The following is a 20,323-nucleotide window of genomic DNA, read 5'->3' as shown; positions in this document are numbered from 1 at the left end:
TGCCGCGATGACTCTTTGTCTGAATCGAATGCAATTTACCTTGCTTGCTACGGTGAGTATGTCTGTATATGCTCAGTCTGGCGAGCCAGATATGTCTGCCCCAATCGCGTCTGGCGTAGCAAGTTCAGCGTCAGCGCTAAAGCTATCTAAAGAGTTAAACGAGTCTGTGACCAGCATGGATATCGCAGTCAGAGATATGTTTAATCGTCAGATTACTGGCAAAGTCGTCATCACACAATTCAAGCCGGATGGTGATGGCCCGTTCCCGATTTTGATTTTAAATCATGGTCGTAGCGGGACTAATCGCGCGGAGCCGCCACGGTTCCGCTATACCCAACAAGTACGCTATTTTGTACAACGAGGCTTTGCTGTATTTGTGCCAACCCGGATCGGTTATGGCGAAATGGGAGTCAGTCCAGACCCTGAAGAAAGCGGTTCTTGTAATCGTAAAAATTATGCTCCGATGGCCGAGGCCGCAAGTGCAGAAATTCTGGAAGTATTGGCCTACGCAAAAAAGCAAAGCTATGTTGATTCAAGTCTCGTGCTAATTGTAGGGCAGTCGGTTGGCGGCTATAGCACGGTCGCAACAGTAGCAAAAAATCCAAGTGGTCTGATTGCAGCGATTAATTTTGCAGGTGGCTCTGGCGGTGATCCGGTAACTCACCCAGGCGAGCCTTGTGAGGGTTATAAGTTAGAAAAAATGTATGCCAGTTTTGGCGAGACAAGCAAAGCACCCATGCTATGGATATATACCGAAAACGATCAGTATTTTAGCCCAACATACAGCCGGGCATGGCATGCTGCTTTTGTTAAAGCGGGTGGTAAAGCAGACTACAAATTACTGCCGTCTTTCGGTAAAGATGGACATAGTTTGTTTGCAGCAGGGATCAAAATTTGGGAGCCACTTGTAAGTGAGTTTCTGGATGTAAATGGATTTGTCAGAGTACCGAATAAATAGGAAAAACGTAATGGATACGCTCACAATTTCAATCAGTGATTATGTCGCGACAGTCACACTCAATCGCCCGGAAGTCCGCAATGCCTTTAATGAAATGTCGATCGCCGAGATAACTCAGACCTTCCGGGATTTGGCTGCTAACGATCACATCCGTGCTATTGTGCTGGCCGCGAATGGCTCCGCTTTTTGTGCTGGCGCAGATTTAAATTGGATGAAAAAAATGGCGGATTATTCTCACGAAGAAAACCTCGCCGATGCAGGTCAACTGGCTGAAATGCTGCGGACTATTTATTGTTGCCCTCAACCTGTAGTCGCCAAAGTACAAGGCGATTGTTACGCAGGTGGCATGGGTTTGGTTGCTGCTTGCGATATCGCGGTCAGTGCAGATGTGGCGAATTATTGTTTAAGTGAAGTCAAACTCGGTTTGATTCCCGCGACGATTTCTCCGTATGTGATTAAGGCGATGGGCGAGAGCGCAGCGCGACGTTACTTCGTCACGGCTGAAAGGTTCAGCGCAGCAGAAGCGCATCGTATCGGGTTTGTGCATGAACTGGTGAGTGCAGACGCCCTTGATGAAACGGTCGCTGAGATCGTTAAGTCGCTGGTGTCGAATAGTCCGAACGCAGTAAGGCAGGCAAAGCGTCTGGTACAAAATGTGGTCAGCCGCGAACTTACGGGCGAATTGATCGCCGCAACTGTTGAGGGTATTGCACATATCCGCGCATCCGACGAAGGACGTGAGGGTGTTCGCTCATTTTTAGAAAAACGCAAACCGGGCTGGCTGCTATGAAAAAGAGAACATTGTTAGTCAGTGCTGTTGCCTTGACTGCTGTCGCTGCCGCTGGTCTTGCAAGCTACCGAAAATCGACTGTTGAAATTACCTCGATCACGAATATGCTAACGCAGTTAGAAGCGTTGAAGTCGCGTGATCTGGCTACCAAATTAGTCCAAAAAACTGGCTGGGCACCTTACAAAGTGTTCGTGCATCTGGCGCAAAGTATTCAGTATTCGATGACCGGTTATCCCGAGATGAAGCCCGAGTTGTTTCAGCACACCGCCGGTAGTGCCGCCTTCTATGCATTCTCGGTCGCCGGCGCGATGCGCCACAATTTGACTGAGCCGATTCCCGGTGCACCTGCGATTGCCGATACCGGCAATGTCGGTGAGGCGATTGATCTGGTGATCAAGGCGTTGCAAGAGTTTCAGAGTTATACAGGAGAACTGCGGCCACATTTTGCCTACGGCTTATTAAGCAAGACTGAGTTTGCAAACGCGCATGTGATGCATATAGAAAATCACCTTAAGGAAATTCAGTCTTAGAGGAGCTTTGTAGTAAGACGGTCTGTAGGGTGCGTCATGCGCACCGTTGATGAACAAACGAAGAATAAAAAGAGTGCATCTGGTGAGATGCCAGGTACTCAAGGTGCGCATGGCGCACCCTACTTGATGTTTAATCCTTAATCGTCGGTTACTGTGTTTGGCATCTCGATTAAAGTTTTTTAGAATTGCCTGAAATAGAACGTCCAATCAATCTGCGGCTTCCCGGGCATAAACCTGCTAGAAGCCGCATAAGTAATGGACGTTCCTTTTGAGGAATCTTCTGTTGAAGAGTTTGGAGTCAGTTTGAATTTGAATCAAAAAACCGACTGGGTCGCGCGCAGCCTGCAAAGTGTCTGGCATCCGTGTACCCAGATGCAACATCATGAAACGTCTATGCCGCTGATTCCCGTCAGTCATGGTCGCGGTGCCTGGCTGTTTGATACCGACGGCAAGCGCTATCTTGATGGCATCAGCTCTTGGTGGGTGAATCTATTTGGACATGCCAATCCACGTATCAATGCCGCGTTGAAAGATCAGCTTGATCAGTTAGAGCACGCGATGCTGGCAGGTTTTACCCATGAACCTGTGATTCGTTTATCCGAGCGTTTATCCGCTTTGACAGGTGGTGTGTTGGGGCATTGTTTTTATGCCTCAGACGGTGCCTCGGCGGTAGAAATTGCTTTGAAGATGAGTTTCCATTTTTGGCGTAACGCAGGGCAGACCGCTAAACAAGAATTTATCTGCCTCAAGGGTAGTTATCACGGCGAGACCTTGGGGGCATTGGCAGTGACGGATGTAAAGTTGTTTCGCGATGCCTATGGTCCCCTGCTCAATAATACTCATGTGGTCGCCTCGCCGGATGCGCGCCAGGCGCTTGACGGTGAGAGTGCCGCCGATGGTGCTATCAAAGTTGCGCGCCATGCCGCAGCAGATTTAGAGCGCTGTCTGCAAGCAAATACAGGGAAAATCGCTGCCGTAATTTTGGAGCCGCTAGTGCAATGTGCCACCGGCATGGCGATGCATGATCCAGAGTATTTACGATTGGTGCGCACCTTATGCGATCAGTACCAAGTACATTTAATTGCAGATGAAATTGCCGTCGGATGCGGCCGTACCGGTACGTTTTTCGCGTTTGAACAAGCACATGAGCAAGCGCATCAACAAGCAAATCCATTACCAAAGATCTGGCCTGATTTTGTTTGTTTATCTAAAGGGATCAGTGGTGGCTATTTGCCTTTGTCTTTAGTGATGACGCGGGATGAAATTTATCAAGGGTTTTATCACAGTGACACAGCACGTGGTTTTTTGCATTCGCATTCTTATACGGGCAATCCGCTGGCTTGTCGTGCAGCGTTGGCGACCTTGGATATTTTTGAGTCGGACGATGTACTGAATCAAAACCGGATCAAGGCAGCCAAGATTACGGCGGCTCTTCAGCCTTTGGCTCAGCATGACAAAGTCCAGCATTTTCGGCAGCAAGGGATGATCTGGGCGTTTGATGCAGTCATAGACGATGTGTCGGCGGCTAGTAGTTTTTCGCGTCGGTTTTTTACTACGGCACTTCAGCATGAGCTGTTGTTGCGGCCTATTGGCCGTAGCGTTTATCTGATGCCGCCGTATATTTTGGACGATGAAGAAATCGCTGGTGTCGCGGCCCGTATCCAGACCGTATTTGAAGAAGTCATCAAGGTGGCGCGATGAAATTACTCGACCACCTGCAGACGGAATTAACTTCATTAGACGCACAAAGTTTGCTACGCCGTCGTCGCATCACCGACACCATGTGCGCACCGCGTACCCAAGTCGATGGTAAGGCTATGCTGGCTTTTTGTAGTAATGATTATCTGGGGTTTGCTGCCCATCCGGCAATCATCGCAGCAATGCAAGAAGGGGTTGCTTTATACGGTGCAGGCAGCGGCGCATCCCACCTGATCAGCGGCCACTCGCGTGCGCATGCAGTGCTGGAGGAAAGACTCGCCAGTTTTCTTGCTCCGCATTTAGAGCAAGCGCAAGCGCTCTATTTTTGCACCGGTTACATGGCAAATCTGGCAGTGATTTCTGCCTTAGCTGCTGCATCAAAATCAAGCACTGACGTTTTTTCTGAAGCATTGAATCATGCCTCGCTGATCGACGGAGCGCGTTTGTCACGTGCCACCGTCAAGGTGTATCCGCATAGCGATGTCGCTGCCTTAGAAAGCCTGCTGCGTGCCAGTAATGCAGCAACTAAAATTGTAGTGACTGACAGTGTATTTTCTATGGATGGTGACCTTGCACCGTTACCTGCTTTGCTCGCTTTATGCGAGCAATACGATGCTTGGTTAGTGGTTGATGATGCGCATGGCTTTGGTGTCTTGGGCGACCATGGTCGTGGTGCGTTAGAACATTTTAATTTGCGTTCACCGAATCTGGTTTATATGGGAACCTTGGGCAAGGCCGCCGGTGTCGCCGGTGCGTTTGTTGCGGCCCATGCCACGGTGATTAACTGGATGGTGCAAAAAGCCCGGCCCTATATTTACACCACGGCAGCACCACCCGCGATTGCGCATGCCTTGTTAACTAGCCTTGATCTGATACAAGGTGAGGAGGGTGCGATACGCAGAGCCAATGTACAGAATCTGATCAGACAAATGCAGCAGGGTTTGCAACTAAAACAGTGGCAATTGATGGCGTCTTCTACGGCAATTCAACCGATTCTGATTGGTGACAATGCCCGCACCATGCGGATTGCCGCAGATTTGTATGCCCAAGGATACTGGGTAGGTGCAATCCGTCCGCCGACAGTGCCGGTGGGTACTGCGCGTTTGCGTATCACCTTGTCTGGTTCGCATACCAGTGATGATGTCGCACAGCTGGTTTCAGCGATGAATCAACTGGAGGCTGCGCGATGAATCGTTTAGAAAATCGCTCTGATTATTTTGTTACTGGTACCGATACCGAAATCGGTAAAACGCTGACCAGCGCCGCCTTGTTATATGCCCTATCGCAGCGAGGCCTGCGAGTTGTCGGTATGAAACCAGTCGCTGCTGGTGCAAGCCTGATCGATGGCGTCTGGCATAACGATGATGTGGATATGTTGCAGGCGGCTTCCAGCATCAAGGTGAGTACAGATTTAGTCTCGCCTTATTTGATGCAAGCTGCGGCGGCACCGCATATCGTCGCTATGCAAGAAAATGTCAGTATTTCTGATACGCATATCCAGACTTGCTATACCCAGTTGCAACAGCAATCCGATGCAGTGATAGTGGAGGGGGTTGGTGGTTTTTGTGTACCACTGACAGCGACCTTTGATACAGCGCAGATGGCGCAACAATTTGCCCTGCCAGTAATCATGGTGGTGGGTATGCGTTTAGGCTGTATTAATCATGCATTGCTCACTGCTGAGGCGATCAATGCGCGTGGATTAAAGCTGGTTGCATGGGTTGCCAACACGACACAAGCTAAGATGTCGTATTTTGAAGAAAACGTAGAGGCTCTCAAGGACAGATTGCCGGCACCTTTGCTGGGGATTATCCCAAGTCTGGCAGATCCAAGCGCACAGGCCGCTGCCAGCTATTTGAATTTAGATTTAATTGCAGGACTTACGTAAAAACGTCCCAACTGCCTTACCGGGACAATTTTGCGTAAGTCCTGAATTGTTAATGGACTTTATTGACAACCAAGCCTATTGACAACAGAACTTAGTAACTCATTGAATTAATTGATGTGAAGGATTTCACCATGCAACAGACAGAACAGACAGCTACTCCTCTAAATTTCCAAACGCCGGTCAAGCCTATTGAAGCCGAGGTTTGGCCTCTTGACGATGTGATGGCCTTGTTTGATTTGCCGTTTAACGATCTGATGTTTAAAGCACAGACGGCACATCGCACTAATTTTCCGGAGGGCGATGTCGAATTGGCGACACTGCTTTCGATCAAGACCGGTGGTTGCGAAGAAGATTGTAGCTATTGCCCGCAAGCGGCACGTTATGACACTGGTGTTGAAGCGAAAAAAATGCTGGATGTGCGCGAGGTCTTAGATGCAGCCAAAGCCGCCCGTGAAAACGGCGCGACCCGCTTCTGTATGGGCGCAGCATGGCGCTCACCCAAAGACCGCGATATCGAAAAAGTTGAAATCATGGTGCGTGAAGTTAAAGCCATGGGCTTAGAAACCTGCGCAACTTTGGGCATGCTGAAAGAAGAACAGGCACAACGTCTAAAAGATGCTGGCCTCGATTATTACAACCATAATCTTGATACTGCACCAGAGTTTTATAGCAATGTAATTTCTACCCGCGACTATCAAGATCGTTTAGATACGCTAGGCCATGTGCGTACTGCGGGCCTCAAAGTCTGCTGTGGTGGCATTGTCGGTATGGGCGAATCACGTCGCCAACGTGCAGGTTTGATCGCACAATTAGCTAATCTCAATCCCTATCCAGAATCAGTTCCGGTCAATCATCTGGTGCAAGTCGAAGGCACTCCTTTGCATGGACTCGATCCGCTTGATCCGCTGGAGTTTGTGCGTACGATCGCCGTTGCCCGCATCACGATGCCAAAGGCGCGGGTACGCTTGTCCGCTGGTCGTCGCCAGATGGGCGAAGCAGTGCAAGCGATGTGTTTTCTGGCAGGCGCTAATTCGATTTTCTACGGCGATAAATTACTAACGACCGGAAATCCAGATGCAGAAGATGACCGCGTGTTACTCGCTAAGCTAGGTTTGAAAACCCGTGGCAAAGTTGAGGCAAAGGCTGGAAGTTGTCGCTAAAAACTGTGAGCGACAAAGACGAAAGAGGATAAATGTTCGCCAAGAAAGCAGAGTGTTTCCTTTGTATTTTTTGTCTTTGTCGTGAAGTTTTTGATTTGAATTTTTGTTGAAAGAGCAAACCATGTTTACAAAAATCCTGATCGCCAACCGTGGCGAAATCGCTTGCCGTGTTGCTGCTACCGCACGCCGCATGGGCATCAAAACCGTCGCTGTATATTCAGAAGCAGACGCGAATGCGAAACATGTTGCTGTCTGCGATGAAGCAGTCCTGATCGGACCTGCTCCAGCTAAAGAGAGCTATCTGCGTGCTGACAAGATTATCGCAGTTGCGCTGGCTACTGGTGCTCAGGCGATTCATCCGGGATATGGATTTTTATCAGAGAACAGTGAGTTTGCCGATGCCTGCGCCAAAGCTGGCTTAGTTTTTATCGGTCCGCCAGCATCTGCAATCCGCGCGATGGGTAGTAAATCTGCCGCCAAATCTTTGATGGAAAAAGCCAATGTACCGCTGGTACCTGGCTACCATGGTGACAATCAGGATGCTGATTTTTTGCAAACAGAGGGTGACCGTATCGGATACCCAGTCTTACTCAAAGCCAGCGCTGGTGGTGGTGGCAAAGGTATGCGGGTGATTGAAAAATCTGCCGACTTTAAAGAAGCTCTCGCCTCTTGTAAGCGGGAAGCGATTAACTCGTTTGGTGATGACAAAGTACTTGCAGAAAAATATCTGCAACGTCCGCGCCATATAGAGATACAAGTCTTTGCCGATACACAAGGCAACTGCGTTTATCTGTTTGAGCGTGATTGTTCGGTACAACGCCGCCATCAAAAAGTATTAGAAGAGGCTCCGGCTCCGGGCATGACCACGGAGCGCCGCACTGCTATGGGTGAGGCTGCGGTGGCTGCCGCAAAGGCGGTAGGCTATGTCGGTGCAGGTACGGTCGAATTCATAGCCAATCAAGACGGTTCTTTCTACTTTATGGAAATGAATACTCGTTTGCAGGTAGAACATCCTGTGACCGAAATGATTACCGGTACAGATTTAGTTGAGTGGCAATTGCGTGTCGCCGCCGGGCAGCCCTTGCCGATGTCGCAGTTAGAACTTAGCATCAATGGTCATGCGATAGAAGCGCGTGTGTATGCAGAGAATCCAGAAAAAGGCTTCCTGCCGTCCATCGGTACATTGCTGCATAACCAGACGCCACCGGCTGTTAATTTTGAGTTAGGTGGCGTAGTCAATGCGCCTGCGGCCTTCCGTATTGACAGTGGTGTGCGTGAAGGCGACAGCATCTCACCGTTTTATGATCCGATGATCGCCAAGTTAATCGTCTGGGGCAAAGATCGTAGCGAAGCTTTGGCACGTATGTCGCAAGCCTTGGCACAATATCAAATCGTTGGCTTGTCCTCGAATATCGCCTTCTTGCAGCGTCTGATTACCAGTCCTGCATTTTCTACCGCTGATCTGGATACTGGTTTAATTGAGCGCAATCAGGAGGTCTTGTTCCCGGCAGTGGTACCAGCCAGTATGTCGGTATTGGCTTTGGCGGTCGTATCCTTATTGCAAGCTGAAAAAATAGGCGGCAATGATCCATGGCAAAGCAATCAGGGCTGGCGTATGAACAGCACTTTACAGCGTACGATCAAGCTGGAGGAGGAGCATGGTGCGCATGAAGTTGTTGTCAGTTATCTGGCAGATTCCTGGTTAATCACGGTAAACGGCGCTAGCGCAAAAGTCACGTTAGCAAATCATACGGGACATCAACTCAGCCTAACGATTGGTGATCAAACGCTTGGTGGTCAAACTATCACCGGCACCGTAGTACGCAATGCCGAAACGCTCAATATATTCAGTCAAGATCAACACACGCAATTACACTACGCCGATCCAATGGCACATGCAGGCGAGGCAGAAAGCGAAGGCGGACGACTAACAGCACCAATGCCAGGCAAGATCGTCGCGGTGCTGGTTAGCGCCGGGCAAGAGGTTAAAAAAGGCGACGCACTGTTGATCATGGAGGCAATGAAGATGGAACACACCATCGCGGCACCGCACGACGGCGTTGTTGAGGAAGTGTTGTATGCCGTTGCAGATCAGGTTACTGAAGGCGCACCATTACTGACCTTTAAACAAGATTAGTCAACCGCGCTTATTTTTAGAACTCCTCTCCCGCCAGAGGGAGCAGGGAGACCACCGTAATTCACATGAGAATAATCTTCTACTCGTCTGGTATTAATCCAGAACAATGGCTAAATAGCCTTAACCGTGCATTGCCAAATAGTGATATCCGCGTTTGGCAAGACGGTGATGTTGCGGCCGCTGATTATGCGATTGTTTGGAAGCCACCAGTCGCCATGTTGGCAGGGCGTAGTGATTTAAAAGCGATTTTCAATCTCGGCGCCGGTGTTGACGCGATTTTGCAGTTGGGTGATGCACTACCTAGAGGCGTGCCCGTTATTCGTCTGGATGATGCCGGTATGGGCACACAAATGGCAGAATACGTTAGCCATGCTTTACTGCGTTACTACCGCAGATTTGATCATTATGATCAGCAAAGACAGGCACAGCACTGGCAACTTCTAACACCCTTTGAGAAGCAAGATTTTAGTGTCGGTGTAATGGGACTTGGTGTCTTGGGTGAACGGATTGTAGAGGCGATTTCTGGTTTCGGCTTTCCTATCAATGGCTGGAGCCGTACACAAAAAAATATCGCAGGCGTTACTTGTTATGCAGGTCAAGACGGTCTCGACGCTTTTTTAAAAACATCCAAAGTAGTAGTCTGTATCTTGCCGCTGACCGACGATACACGCAATATTTTAAACCGCAATAATTTACAAAAATTGCCCAAGGGTGCTTACATTATTAATGTTGCACGCGGCGCCCATCTAGTTGAAGACGATTTATTGGCTTTGATACGGGAAGAGCATATTGCCGGTGCAACATTAGATGTGTTCCAGACCGAGCCACTGCCTGCCGGACATGCTTTCTGGTCAGAGTCTCGCATTAGTATTACACCGCATATCGCGGCAATGACCTTGCGTGATGAAAGTACAAAACAGATTGCAGATAAAATCAATGCGCTAGCAAACGGTAAGGCCGTCACTGGCATCGTCGATCCATCCAGAGGATATTAATATGATTAGCAGTTTACCTAAGCAAGTCAAAATCGTCGAAGTCGGTCCACGTGATGGTTTGCAAAATGAGAAAGAAAGCATTTCAGCCGATGTCAAAATCGAGCTAGTCAATCGCCTTACAGATGCCGGTTTCAGAAATATAGAGGCGGCCTCTTTCGTCTCACCCAAATGGGTGCCGCAAATGGCGACTTCAAGCGAAGTCATGGCAAACATCAAGCGTAAACCAGGCGTGATTTACTCGGTACTTACCCCGAATATGAAAGGCTTTGAAGGCGCACTCGCCGCCGGTGCTGATGAGGTCGTCATCTTTAGCTCTGCGTCCGAAGCCTTCGCACAAAAGAATATCAATTGCTCGATTGCAGAGTCAATAGAACGCTTCCGCGATGTCGCACTAGCTGCCAAGAAAAATAAAATCCGCCTGCGTGGCAGTATCAGTTGTTCCTTTGGCTGTCCGTACCAAGGCGAGGTCGATCCTACCAGTGTCGCCGATGTCGTCAAGCGCTTGCGTGATCTGGGCTGCGACGAAATCGACATTGCCGACACCATCGGCGTCGGTACTGCCCGCCAGGTACAGCACGTGATGCAACTAGTCGCGCAAGATTTTCCGCTAAATAGTTTATCGGGACACTTTCACGACACTTATGGTCAGGCACTAGCGAATATTTATGCCAGTCTGGAAGTTGGGATTTCGATCTTCCATTCCTCCGTCGCGGGTTTAGGTGGCTGCCCTTATGCGAAAGGAGCGACAGGTAATGTAGCGACCGAGGACGTGCTGTTTATGATGCAAGGTCTGGGGATTGCCACCGGGATTGATTTAAATGCGGTGGTGGATGCGGGGCAGTTTATTTCCGGGCATCTGGGACGGAAGGCGGTTAGTCGGGCCGGGAATGCTGTTGCTGCAAAGAGGATTGGTTAAACGGTCGATAGCATGATGTACCGTGGGCTTTTTTTTTGTTGAACTATTTATGATGTTTGCTTAGATTGCCAGCCGTAGACCAGTGACCACTCACTTTTCTTGCTTCGCCAAGAAAAGTAAGTAAAAGAAGGCGACTGCACAAGCGGCAGCGCCAAAGCGGAACGCAAGCCAACCGCAACATCAAATTCAAGTAAGGTGCTGAATACCTTATTTAGCTCGGCTTAATTTGGCTGTGATTACTGAAGAAAAAATGCAGTTAAGAAGCGACTCCAACTGTGCCAAACGATGGCCAAACTTTAATTATTATAAGAGCTAGCAGCCGGTTCACTCCCATTGACAAGCCTGCTGAGGCGAGTATAAATATAGTCCCGGCGGAGAACTTGACCGGGAGCGCCGCTGATGTCCATAACCCCGCCATCAGAACAAGGGCTAGGAATAGACTCAATCCAACAAACCAGCGACGCTCTTCAAGTGGTTTTACTGATACTTGGGAAATGGATGATTGATTGTTCATTTCTATAACTTAAATTTTTAGTGGCACAAATATAGCGGTCGATATTGAGTTTAGCAAGCTACTTTTAAGTAGGATTTACTCAAAACTGCCTCAGCTTCTTTGCAGTGCCTAGCCCTACCAAAACTATCTTCGTTGTTACGTCTTAATAGGACAAGGGACAATTTTGCGTAAGTCCGATATAGACGACATGGCGAATGACCGCTGTAAAAAAACCACCTATTGTTAGCAGGTGGTTTTTGATACAGCAATCTAACTATTTACTCTCGTGTTTACTTCGCTGCGGCTGCCGCAGATTCTGCAGCTTTTTTACTGGCACCTGCAAAGTCGCCTGCATAGACATGCAAGAACATGCTTGGGTCTATGTATTTTTTGATGGCTGCGTTAGCTTGGGCTACGGTCAGGGCTAGTATGTTAGCGTCAGACTCGGCGTAGAAGCTCATGTTGCGACCAGTTTTTAGATTATTGATTTGCGCGCCAACTAAGGCGGCATCTTGCGCACGACTAGTCTGGCGTTGTTGCATGATGCTTTTTTCGCATCGGCCAGTTCCTGTTCAGTGATGCCATCGCGTACAAAACGCTCGAGTTCTTCTTTCACACCTAGCTTTATTTTTTCCAGATTTTGCGGTGCGTAAATAGCATACAAAGTGACGCTACCGCTAGATTCAAAGCTGGACGCCTGGATCTGGCTACCTGCACCGTAGCTGAGTCCATCTTTTTGACGCAAGCGCGCCAACAGGCGAGATTGCGTACTACCACCAAGAATATTGTTGATGACGCTGAGGGCAGGGTAGTCCGGAGCGTTATCTTGTATTTTGAGTGGTAATGTCGCTACGTAAAATGCATTCGCTTTGTCGGCCGTCTCCAACTGGTATGCCGCTGGTTTTACCTCTGGCGCTGGATTGCTTAAGCGTGTGAATTTAGCACGGCTATTCCAGTTACCGAACAAGCTTTGCATTTGAGTCTCAACTTCTTTGGCATCAAAATCACCAACCAAAGACATTTGAGCCTGGTTAGCACCGTACATCGTTTCATAAAAACGTTTTACTTCAGGCAGCTTGGCATTTTTGTATTCTGCAATAGATTCTTCAAACGTTGGGGTATAACGGATATCGCCCTTTTTAAATTGATTGATTGCGCGAGCAAGTTCTTTTGCACCAACGGCATTTGGCTCATTTTTGCTGGCTTCAATTTGCGTCAGATTCTCATTCCGCAGTTGTTCAAATTCGGTTGCCGGAAAAGTTGGCGATCTGAGTACGTCACGTATCAATGCCAGGACTTCTGGCAAATTTTTGCGTATCGTATCGAAGCGGACAGTCAGGTTTTGCCCTTGGCCAGAGATGCGTACCTTGGCTTTAAGTGCATCAAATTGCGTAGCGATTTCTGCCCGGCTTAATTTGCCTGCACCGTACATCAGCATATCGGCGGCAAGATCTGCATTGGCTGTTTGACCAAATAAGCTTTTCTCATCGCCAAATTCAAGCACGATTTGTCCAGAGACCGCGTTGGCACGAGTTTTCTTTGATATCAGCGCTAGCTTCATGCCATTGCTTAGGCTTAGCTTTTGTGTGCGCTTATCGATATTCGACGTGCTGACGTCAAACGCTTCGCCTTCTGCAACTGCGGCACGCCCTTGGTAACCTGCAACGAGCTTGTTGACATCGGGAGTGACTGGAATATCGGTGCGGTCAATTGTTTTAACTGGCACAAATTGACCAAAAGTACGGTTGGTTTCTTTGAAGTAGTTTTCAGCCGCACGTTGTACATCGGCGACCGTCAAAGCTTCTATACGGTCTCTGCTGATAAAGAACAGACGCCAATCTCCTTTGGCGATCGATTCCGATAATTGGATCGCCAGACGCTGTGCATCGTTAATTGTCTTATCAATGTCGTTGAGCATGCTTGACTTAGCACGTTTTAATTCGGCTTCCGTGATCGGATGTTTTTTCAGACTCTCGATATTCTCCAGCAATAGTCTGCGCGCTTCTGGAATCGATTGTGTTTTTGAGAGTTCACTCCAAAAGATGATGTAACCCGGCTCTGCCAGATCGAGTACCCATGCCGACGTATTCACGGCCTTTTTTTGCTCTACCATCGCTTTGTGCAAACGGCCATTTGGTGTATTGCCCAAGATGTCGCCCAAAGCGGCAATCGCTGCAGAATCAGGATGCGCTCCGGCTGCAGTTGGGTATAAGACAGCGATAAGTTGGGTGTCTGATATGCGGTTGACCGTGATTTCACGTGCACCATCGCGTGGCGCATCCATGGTGTAAGTCGGTTCAATTACGCGGCTTGGTTTGGCGATGGCGCCGAATTTGCTTTCTATCATTGCCAAAGTAGCGGCAATATTGAACTTGCCTGTGACGACCAATACGGCATTATCCGGTTGATAGTATTTACGATAAAAGGCTTGCAGGTTTTCTATCTTGACGTTTTCTACGTCACTACGCGCGCCGATTGTGTTGTGCCCGTAGTTATGCCAATCATAGGTCACTGCTGTAAGCTGTTTCCACAATACACGATTGGGATTGTTCTCACCCATCTCCATTTCATTGCGGACGACAGAAAATTCTTTATCCAGTTCCGTGCGCAAGATCGTACTGTTGACCATGCGATCTGCTTCCATACCCAAGGCCCAGCTTAGATTTTCATCGGAGGCGGGGAAAGTCTCAAAGTAATTAGTGCGATCCATAAACGTGGTGCCATTAAAGCTCATGCCGCGTCGACCTAACTCTTGCATGATATTGCCTTGCGTCGTTGTACCTTTAAAAACCATGTGTTCTAACAAATGAGCCATACCGGTTTCACCGTAGTTCTCATGACGGCTGCCAACCAGATAGGTAATATTGACCGTGGTAGTTGGTTTGGATGCATCCGGTGCTAACAACACGCGCAAGCCATTTGTTAAGCGGTATTCAGTAATGCCTTCAACCGTGCTTAGCTGGCTAGCTTTGGCAGAGCTACTCCGCGCATCAGTTGTTGCGCTGGTTGCTGTAGTTGTGTCAGCAGCGATGCTCAGGCCTGTTACAGCAAACGATAAGGCAATTGCCAGGACGATAGGTTTTAAGCGCATTGTTTCTCCATGATGGGCTTAGGGTTGGACCACATCTTGAATTAAATTATGTGGCGATGAAAATTTGTTACAAAGTAGGCGACATTACACTAGTGTAATTTAAATAACAAGTAGAGACGAGCGCATGATCAATTAGATGCTCATGCCATTCTGCCAGCGGGGAAGGCCACTGGCGACGCGATCATTTTGCGCCATTGGCGGGTAGTGATGACGATGGAGGCAATCAAACAAGTAATACCAAAAACCGGCCAAGGGATAGAAAATAAAAGTCGTGGAATAGCAAAAAAAATGCCTATGCTTAACATTAAACCTATGACGATCCCTGTCAAATTTGAGGATAAATGTGGGGAGCTTTGCCTGGAATAATCACGTAGCAAGTAGCCCGCTGGTAACAGAAAAGCACAGGCAATAGAGATAATATCGATATAAAGTTTGCTGTCGCCCCCTAAGAATGCTGTCACGGCGCAGTTTACGACCAGAGCTACGCTCCAAATTGTCAGATATTGAGCTAGCAGCTTTTTTGCTAAAAATAGATTGAGGATATTTTTTGCAGGGGCAGTTGGTGACAATAAAACTAGCGCTTGTTCCGTCGCGGTTTTGTTAATCCAGATCGCTATATTTTGGGCAAAAAATACTGTAGGAAACATCACAGCAAACAAGACTAAAGTAGCGGTGAAAGCTATCGACATTTCGCCATGGCCATAAAATAAGTAGAAAATCAAAATAACTGCCGGCGATAAAATGATCGATATAACCAGTGTCGGCAAATTGATACTTGATCCTAAAACATACTTAATCAAAGTATTAGACTTTGTTTTTTTTGTACAGGCTTCTTTCAAAGATGCGTTATAACCTAGTTGTACAAATCGATTCCAGTAGTTATACAAGCCTTCTACGTTGTAAGGAGTCCGGCCCTCTGACATAGCCTCAGTAACTCGACGATTTGTTTCTTGCCAGGCCCAGTGTGCGTCGCCACCTTTTGGGTAGGTAAGATATAAAGTCAGTGCGGCCAACGCGATGGAAAGACAAAGAATAAACAGCACAATAGTTAGCTCGTCAAAATAATTGAACGCATGGTTCATGTTGGGAAATTTTCTAGCTAAAAACAGCGCTACTATCCCTAGCATCACAAACATTACAGATTGAAAACGTATCAATAGCGAGAAGCTAATAAAAATCAGGCTGATAAGAGCAAAACACAGCCCAAAGTGTTGCATCTTAATTGCTAGTAGCGAAGAGCAAATAAGCGACGAAAACAACCAGACCAACAGAGTAAGGCATATGATTTTTTTCCTTAAATGCGGCACTAAGCGTGCGTTGGTCGGTGAGTTTTGACGAAGTGCGCTTTGTGAAAACATGGTGAACCACAGCGCCACTAAAAAGCCAAGTGGAATCGCGGAGAGCATAGCGACGTCCTGCCACTTGTGTAAGGTGACTTCTGCAAATAAACCGATTACTGGTGTCGATACCAGCAATGCCCACGTTAATCCTAATGACCCCAGATTACGTCTCTCATACACCGCCTGCATCAGTATCTGTTTATAGGCGTTCACTTAGTTACCTCAACAAATAAATCCTCCAGATTCATGGTTTCAATCCGTAAGTTGGCGTTTGATTTACTGATCGCAGCGATTTCTTCCTCGCTGGTTTGTATGACCACACTGACCATACCATTGCGGTCTTGTTCTCTGCGGATTTCATGAGCGAACTTGATTTGGTTAATGTCAGCACTGCTGCCAATGATGCGCCTGGCGGTTTCCAGCAAGCTATCCAGTGGCGATTGCAGACTGATTTTTCCGTCTTTTAAAAACGCGACGTCCAAAGCGATACGCTCAAGGTCGGACAAAATATGCGTGGAAAAAATCACCGTCGTATGTTGGTCAATCACGCCATTAATCAGTTCGCGTAAAAATTCTCTTCGACCCACAGGATCTAAACTTGATACCGGCTCATCCAGGATCAATAATTCTGGATCATGTGCCAGTGCGCGGATAATTGACAGGCGTTGTTTTTCACCGGCGGATAATTTGCCTATTGTTTTATTTTGCATCACCGGGTTGACGCCCCAGCGCTCCATCAGATCTTTGACTTTTTGTGTATTCCAGCGAGGGTAGAGCGCTTGAAAATAGTCCAGCATTTGCAAGGGCGTCAGCCATTCAAATAAATCATTTTTTTGCGGTACATAACCAATTTTGGCACGCGTCGTAGTGCTTAAGTCGCTTACTGATTCACCAAATAATCTGACTTCGCCCTGATCAATTTCTCGCAAGCCGAGCATGCATTCAAGCAGCGTAGATTTGCCCGCGCCGTTGCGGCCTAATAAGCCTATTACTTTGCCTGGTGTAATTTTCCAGTTGGTCGATTGCAGTACCGCTTGTGTGCCGAAATATTTGTGGATATTACTGATGTCTACGATCGCTGGACTCATTTTATTTCCTTGAGAATTTTTTTGAAAAGTGCCATAGCTGTGTCGCTATCTAGTTCTAACTGTCTTGCCTCACAGGCAGCGCGCTCTAATGTTGGCCTGAGCAAATTGCTGCGATCGGTAGCGCTTCGCGCAGTCTTATTGCCCTCTGCGACTAACATGCCTTTACCTCTGTTGCGTTGCAATATGCCTTCGGTTTCTAGCATGTTGTAGGCTTTGGACACGGTCATAGGATTAAGCGCCAGCGCCTGAGCGACTTCCCGTACCGACGGCAAGACATCGCCCGGTGCTAGCTGTCCTCCCGCTACCAGGCGCCGAGTCTGGTCTATCAATTGGCGATAAATAGGTTCTGCAGAACCGGTCGCAATTGAAAACAAGTTGGTGGAATGGATGCTCATTAGCTCACTTTGATAATTAAATACTGTATTACTTAACTAATACAGTATATGTAAATTCTTTACGCGTCAAGTATTTTTAGGTTGTTTGAACGCGCATCCGATTTGATTGATAGCAGAACCTGAGCCTCTGGCGCTTGATAAGTTTGATCCATTTTGATCACAGCCCACAAAAAATGCTGTACATCAATGCTAGTTCCAATACAAAATGAAAACTAATTGTCATTTAACTTCTATTTCACTTTTCTAAAATGAACCAAGAAAATTCTGGTCTGGCGCTGGAGCTGACACAGCTCAGCAAACAGTACGGTCGGCCTGCGGTTGACCAGCTTAATCTTCAGGTAAAACGCGGTGAGTTATATGCTTTGCTGGGGCCAAATGGTGCTGGTAAGACGACGACCTTGCGGATGGTGGCGGGTTTGCTGGTGCCGGATTCTGGTAGCGTAAAAATCCTTGACGTTGATCTTGCCAACAATCCCGCGCTTGCTAAGCAAAAGCTGGCCTACCTGCCGGATGATCCCATGCTGTACAACAAACTCAAGCCGTTTGAGTATCTTGAGTTTGTCGCTGGCTTGTGGGGCATGTCTGCCGCGGATGCCGAGAGCAAGGCGCGTGAGTTGCTGGAGTGGTTAGACCTGAGCAAGCATGCGGATGAATTGACCGAGGGTTTTTCGCGCGGGATGAAGCAAAAGCTGGCACTCGCCGGAGCCCTGATCCACGCGCCTGAACTGATTATTCTTGATGAACCTTTAACTGGTCTGGATGCAGCCGCTGCTAGGCAAGTCAAAGACCTTTTGCTCAAGCACGTGCAAGCGGGTGGTACGGTGATTTTGACCACGCATATTCTGGATGTAGCGGAGCGTCTGGCCGAACGGATAGGGATTATCCAAAACGGTAAGTTGATTGCCGAAGGTACTTTAGATGAATTGCGTAGCCAGACCAGCCATAGCGTAAATGGTGTGACTGACGCGAATGGTGCGAATGGTGCGAATAGTGTATTTAGCCGAGCAGCCACTTTGGAAGAGGTGTTCTTGCAATTGACGGAGCCTGCCTGATGTTGATTTTAGCCGCAACGATAGCGGCAACAATCGTCACAACAACAGTCACAGCCGCAGCTTTAACGGCAATGATCGCTAGGTACTCCCAATATCCTTTATGTGGAGTCAATTTCAAATGAAGCTGCCATTTAAAGTCGGTAGTGCACTATGGTTATTGGCGCATGAGTGCCGTATGTTTGTGTACGACATGGGTGGCGGTAAAACGAATCAGACAGACAGCAAAACAGGCAAAGTGAAAGCTGCGCGACGTGGTGTGTCGACCATGGGGAAAATCAGTTTCAGCCTGCTGTTTGTTCTGGCGCATCTGGGCGTGTGGAGCATTATGCGCAAAGTCCCTGCGCTCAAAGCCGACCCTTCCGCTGTGATCATCATGGGAGCAGGCGCGCTGCTGGCCGTTGTGTTTAGCTTGATGTTGTCATTTGCCCTTAACCGTAGCGTCAAGGTTTTATTCGAGCGCGCTGATCTGGATTTGCTGCTGTCGTCGCCATTGTCTTCCCGCTCTATTTTTAGTGTCAGGCTGATCGCGGTGGTGTTGGGCGTTGCTTCGCTATTCTTGCTGTTACTAACGCCGGTGGCGCATGTGGGTTTGCTATTGGGGCAGCCGCGCTGGCTGGGAATTTATCCGGTATTGCTGAGTCTGGCGGTGATTGCATCGTCGTTTGCGATGTTGTTGACCTTAGGGCTGGTGCGCTGGCTAGGTGTGCGGCGCACTTTGACGGTGGCACAATTGATTGGTGCTTTGACTGGCGCATCCATCTTTTTGGTGACGCAGATATTTAATAATCTAAGCCAGGATTATCGTCAGCGGGTATTTGCCGTTTTCCAGCCTTTACTCAAAGCAGATGCTTTAATGGGCGCACAAAGTTGGTTGTGGTTGCCAGCACGCGCATTATTTGGTTCGCCTTTAAGCATGTTGATGATGGCGAGTCTGGGCTTGGCTAGCTTTTTGATTACGGTACATTTAACACACCGGTTTTTTGTGCGAGGTGTACAGCAAGTGGGCGGTATGGCAAGTACATCGGCGGGCAAACAGCTGCGCACCGCGAGCGCGATTAAACTCCAGTTCCGCTCTGGTTTATGGCGCAGCGTTGTCGTAAAAGAGTGGCGCCTAATTTTACGTGATCCGCAATTGATCTCTCAAGTGCTGCTGCAATTGCTGTACATGTTGCCGATGTTTTTCGTTGCTTTTAAAAACGGTGCCGTACTACCCGGAGTGGCAGCCATGCTGACTTTTATTTCCGGCTCTTTGTCGGCTTCTTTAATTTGGGTAATCGTGTCCGCAGAAGATGCGCCCGACTTATTACGCGCCGCGCCGGCGAATTATCACGTTATCCGCAATGCCAAATTGAGTGCGGCAGTGTTGCCTGTATTTGTATTGCTTTTGCCGTTTTTGTGCTGGATGACGTTTAACAATGTATTGCTTGGTTTATCGCTGACGGTCATGGTGCTATTGTCGATGAGCAGTGCTGCGTTGATGAACTTATGGCTGGCGCAACCTGGCCAGCGGGCGCAGTTTAATAAGCGTGGCAAAGTTGGATTTGTCGCAGGCTTGCTAGACTTTTTCAGCGGAGTCGCCTGGGCCGCTACGACTTATGTCAGCATGCAATTTGGGCTGTGGGGATTTCTACCGCTAACAATAGGTTTGCTAGTACTTGGTGCCGCTTGGCTGATGCGAACCAAAGGGAATTGAGATGACAGGATTGATCATGTGTCTGGCAGAAGTAAATTGCTGTAAATAAGTTCTGCTATTGATTGCAAATTGAGCGCACTCATACACGCTTAGAGCGTG

The 20,323-nt window shown here is 48.2% G+C and carries 17 protein-coding genes; 12 read left to right on the top strand and 5 right to left on the bottom strand.

Annotated elements, in window-relative coordinates; genetic code table 11:
* Nucleotides 1-28: 28 nt before the first annotated feature.
* The 10 genes from RGU72_RS14590 to RGU72_RS14545 all read left to right on the top strand — a co-directional run bounded on the left by RGU72_RS14590 (nucleotide 29) and on the right by RGU72_RS14545 (nucleotide 11,072).
* A complete protein-coding gene (locus RGU72_RS14590; RefSeq protein WP_322120418.1) occupies nucleotides 29-958 on the top strand; it encodes a dienelactone hydrolase family protein in 930 nt (309 codons plus the stop codon).
* A gap of 10 nt (nucleotides 959-968) precedes the next feature.
* Entirely contained in the window at nucleotides 969-1,748 is a 780-nt protein-coding gene (locus tag RGU72_RS14585; RefSeq protein WP_322120417.1) for an enoyl-CoA hydratase/isomerase family protein, read from the top strand.
* Nucleotides 1,745-2,278 carry a DUF1569 domain-containing protein gene (locus RGU72_RS14580; RefSeq protein ID WP_322120416.1) on the top strand — a complete coding sequence of 178 codons (534 nt, stop codon included), beginning with the start codon at nucleotides 1,745-1,747 and terminating at the stop codon, nucleotides 2,276-2,278. The genes RGU72_RS14585 and RGU72_RS14580 overlap by 4 nt, the downstream gene beginning before the upstream one ends.
* Before the next feature lie 255 nt (nucleotides 2,279-2,533).
* Nucleotides 2,534-3,979, top strand: a complete 1,446-nt coding sequence (bioA, locus tag RGU72_RS14575) for an adenosylmethionine--8-amino-7-oxononanoate transaminase (protein ID WP_322120415.1) — start codon at nucleotides 2,534-2,536, stop codon at nucleotides 3,977-3,979.
* On the top strand, nucleotides 3,976-5,166 hold the full coding sequence (gene bioF, locus RGU72_RS14570; protein ID WP_322120414.1) for an 8-amino-7-oxononanoate synthase: 1,191 nt from the start codon (nucleotides 3,976-3,978) through the stop codon (nucleotides 5,164-5,166). Before bioA ends, bioF begins: the two co-directional genes overlap by 4 nt.
* Entirely contained in the window at nucleotides 5,163-5,864 is a 702-nt protein-coding gene (gene bioD, locus RGU72_RS14565; RefSeq protein WP_322120413.1) for a dethiobiotin synthase, read from the top strand. Before bioF ends, bioD begins: the two co-directional genes overlap by 4 nt.
* Before the next feature lie 131 nt (nucleotides 5,865-5,995).
* Nucleotides 5,996-7,024, top strand: a complete 1,029-nt coding sequence (gene bioB, locus RGU72_RS14560) for a biotin synthase BioB (protein ID WP_322120412.1) — start codon at nucleotides 5,996-5,998, stop codon at nucleotides 7,022-7,024.
* Nucleotides 7,025-7,145: 121 nt separating this feature from the next.
* Complete coding sequence (locus RGU72_RS14555) at nucleotides 7,146-9,161, top strand: acetyl/propionyl/methylcrotonyl-CoA carboxylase subunit alpha (protein WP_322120411.1); 2,016 nt, start codon at nucleotides 7,146-7,148, stop codon at nucleotides 9,159-9,161.
* 65 nt (nucleotides 9,162-9,226) lie between these two features.
* Nucleotides 9,227-10,156, top strand: a complete 930-nt coding sequence (locus RGU72_RS14550; RefSeq protein WP_322120410.1) for a glyoxylate/hydroxypyruvate reductase A — start codon at nucleotides 9,227-9,229, stop codon at nucleotides 10,154-10,156.
* 1 nt (nucleotide 10,157) lies between these two features.
* Nucleotides 10,158-11,072 carry a hydroxymethylglutaryl-CoA lyase gene (locus tag RGU72_RS14545; protein ID WP_322120409.1) on the top strand — a complete coding sequence of 305 codons (915 nt, stop codon included), beginning with the start codon at nucleotides 10,158-10,160 and terminating at the stop codon, nucleotides 11,070-11,072.
* Between the two features lie 783 nt (nucleotides 11,073-11,855).
* Here the strand turns inward: RGU72_RS14545 and RGU72_RS14540 are convergent.
* From RGU72_RS14540 to RGU72_RS14520, 5 genes are all read right to left on the bottom strand, one after another.
* Entirely contained in the window at nucleotides 11,856-12,107 is a 252-nt protein-coding gene (locus RGU72_RS14540) for a hypothetical protein (protein WP_322120408.1), read from the bottom strand.
* A complete protein-coding gene (locus RGU72_RS14535; RefSeq protein WP_322120407.1) occupies nucleotides 12,065-14,656 on the bottom strand; it encodes a pitrilysin family protein in 2,592 nt (863 codons plus the stop codon). The genes RGU72_RS14540 and RGU72_RS14535 overlap by 43 nt, the downstream gene beginning before the upstream one ends.
* Nucleotides 14,657-14,796: 140 nt before the next feature.
* Nucleotides 14,797-16,209: a hypothetical protein gene (locus RGU72_RS14530; RefSeq protein WP_322120406.1), complete on the bottom strand. Its 1,413-nt coding sequence runs from the start codon at nucleotides 16,207-16,209 to the stop codon at nucleotides 14,797-14,799.
* Nucleotides 16,206-17,084: an ABC transporter ATP-binding protein gene (locus tag RGU72_RS14525; protein ID WP_322120405.1), complete on the bottom strand. Its 879-nt coding sequence runs from the start codon at nucleotides 17,082-17,084 to the stop codon at nucleotides 16,206-16,208. The genes RGU72_RS14530 and RGU72_RS14525 overlap by 4 nt, the downstream gene beginning before the upstream one ends.
* Nucleotides 17,081-17,479: a GntR family transcriptional regulator gene (locus RGU72_RS14520; protein ID WP_322120404.1), complete on the bottom strand. Its 399-nt coding sequence runs from the start codon at nucleotides 17,477-17,479 to the stop codon at nucleotides 17,081-17,083. Before RGU72_RS14520 ends, RGU72_RS14525 begins: the two co-directional genes overlap by 4 nt.
* A gap of 248 nt (nucleotides 17,480-17,727) precedes the next feature.
* On the opposite strand from RGU72_RS14520, the gene RGU72_RS14515 reads away from it, so the two are divergent.
* Nucleotides 17,728-18,531, top strand: coding sequence for an ABC transporter ATP-binding protein (locus RGU72_RS14515; RefSeq protein ID WP_322120403.1), 804 nt, complete (start codon nucleotides 17,728-17,730; stop codon nucleotides 18,529-18,531).
* Nucleotides 18,532-18,649: 118 nt separating this feature from the next.
* Nucleotides 18,650-20,224, top strand: a complete 1,575-nt coding sequence (locus tag RGU72_RS14510) for a hypothetical protein (RefSeq protein WP_322120402.1) — start codon at nucleotides 18,650-18,652, stop codon at nucleotides 20,222-20,224.
* Nucleotides 20,225-20,323 lie beyond the last annotated feature (99 nt).

It is taken from the genome of Undibacterium sp. 5I1 (assembly GCF_034314085.1).
Lineage (GTDB): Bacteria > Pseudomonadota > Gammaproteobacteria > Burkholderiales > Burkholderiaceae_D > Undibacterium.
Note: the sequence above shows the minus strand (reverse complement) of the source record. Positions and strands in the feature narration are given on the sequence as shown.

Coding starts and splice junctions, on each gene's coding strand:
- RGU72_RS14545 (WP_322120409.1), top strand. CDS start 10,158: ATGATTAGCAGTTTACCTAAGCAAGTCAAAATCGTCGAAGTCGGTCCA.
- RGU72_RS14540 (WP_322120408.1), bottom strand. CDS start 12,107: ATGCAACAACGCCAGACTAGTCGTGCGCAAGATGCCGCCTTAGTTGGC.
- RGU72_RS14580 (WP_322120416.1), top strand. CDS start 1,745: ATGAAAAAGAGAACATTGTTAGTCAGTGCTGTTGCCTTGACTGCTGTC.
- bioA (WP_322120415.1), top strand. CDS start 2,534: ATGGACGTTCCTTTTGAGGAATCTTCTGTTGAAGAGTTTGGAGTCAGT.
- RGU72_RS14520 (WP_322120404.1), bottom strand. CDS start 17,479: ATGAGCATCCATTCCACCAACTTGTTTTCAATTGCGACCGGTTCTGCA.
- RGU72_RS14590 (WP_322120418.1), top strand. CDS start 29: ATGCAATTTACCTTGCTTGCTACGGTGAGTATGTCTGTATATGCTCAG.
- RGU72_RS14585 (WP_322120417.1), top strand. CDS start 969: ATGGATACGCTCACAATTTCAATCAGTGATTATGTCGCGACAGTCACA.
- RGU72_RS14510 (WP_322120402.1), top strand. CDS start 18,650: ATGAAGCTGCCATTTAAAGTCGGTAGTGCACTATGGTTATTGGCGCAT.
- bioD (WP_322120413.1), top strand. CDS start 5,163: ATGAATCGTTTAGAAAATCGCTCTGATTATTTTGTTACTGGTACCGAT.
- RGU72_RS14515 (WP_322120403.1), top strand. CDS start 17,728: ATGAACCAAGAAAATTCTGGTCTGGCGCTGGAGCTGACACAGCTCAGC.
- RGU72_RS14555 (WP_322120411.1), top strand. CDS start 7,146: ATGTTTACAAAAATCCTGATCGCCAACCGTGGCGAAATCGCTTGCCGT.
- bioF (WP_322120414.1), top strand. CDS start 3,976: ATGAAATTACTCGACCACCTGCAGACGGAATTAACTTCATTAGACGCA.
- bioB (WP_322120412.1), top strand. CDS start 5,996: ATGCAACAGACAGAACAGACAGCTACTCCTCTAAATTTCCAAACGCCG.
- RGU72_RS14550 (WP_322120410.1), top strand. CDS start 9,227: ATGAGAATAATCTTCTACTCGTCTGGTATTAATCCAGAACAATGGCTA.
- RGU72_RS14535 (WP_322120407.1), bottom strand. CDS start 14,656: ATGCGCTTAAAACCTATCGTCCTGGCAATTGCCTTATCGTTTGCTGTA.
- RGU72_RS14525 (WP_322120405.1), bottom strand. CDS start 17,084: ATGAGTCCAGCGATCGTAGACATCAGTAATATCCACAAATATTTCGGC.